Here is an 820-nt window from a genome sequence, read left to right as displayed (position 1 = left end):
ATCACAGGATGAAATCACCGGCATCCAGCGCGGACTGGGCATTGATGACGAACCGCATGTCCATGACCGCGTCGCCGTCGCTGTCGACTGATACGACCGCGTTGCCCGCCACGTTCAGCGCATAGCGCACCGAAGCCGCGCCACCACCGGTGAAGCCCGCATTGCCGACAAACCCCATGGTCTGGGCCGACACCGCCGAGAGGTCGATCAGGTCTTCGCCGCGCACGAAATCCAGCACGGTATCGCGCGCCGCATCGGTCGACTCGGCCGCGTCCAGAAACACGAACACGTCATTGCCGTGCCCGCCGGTCATCACGTCGATGCCCAACCCGCCAACCAGAACGTCATCCTCGGTGCCGCCATTCAGCGAGTCATCGCCGCTGTCGCCAAACAGCAGGTCGCGGCCTTCATTGCCGAACAACTGGTCATTGTTGTTGCCGCCCAGCATCGCGTCATCGCCGGTTCCGCCCGAAAGCGTGTCATTGCCGTTCTGCCCCGACAGCAGGTCGTCATCTTCTCCGCCATACAGCCGGTCATTGCCCGTGCCGCCATAGGCCGTGTCATTGCCCGCGCCGCCCGATAGTGTGTCCTGATCGTTTTCGCCAAACATCAGGTCGGCGCTTTCGCCGCCGTAAATCCGGTCATCGCCCGTGCCGCCACTGAGAGTGTCGTCACCGTGGCCACCCCAGAGGCTGTCGCCCCCCGCGTCGCCCAGCAATTCGTCATCGCCCGCGGCACCGGTCATGGTATCGACGCCGGTCCCGCCGATCAGCATATCATTCCCGGCCCCGCCATCCAGCGTGTCGCCAGAGGTGCCGGC

General features: G+C 64.8%; 1 protein-coding gene. It reads right to left on the bottom strand.

Annotation, left to right across the window (positions count from 1 at the left end; translation table 11 throughout):
• Position 1 precedes the first annotated feature (1 nt).
• The coding region (locus WNE31_RS18400; protein ID WP_349981397.1) for a calcium-binding protein at positions 2-820 on the bottom strand (819 nt) is incomplete at its 5' end.

It is taken from the genome of Shimia fortis, assembly GCF_040225985.1.
In the GTDB taxonomy this organism is placed as follows: Bacteria; Pseudomonadota; Alphaproteobacteria; order Rhodobacterales; family Rhodobacteraceae; genus Shimia.
Note: the sequence above shows the minus strand (reverse complement) of the source record. Positions and strands in the feature narration are given on the sequence as shown.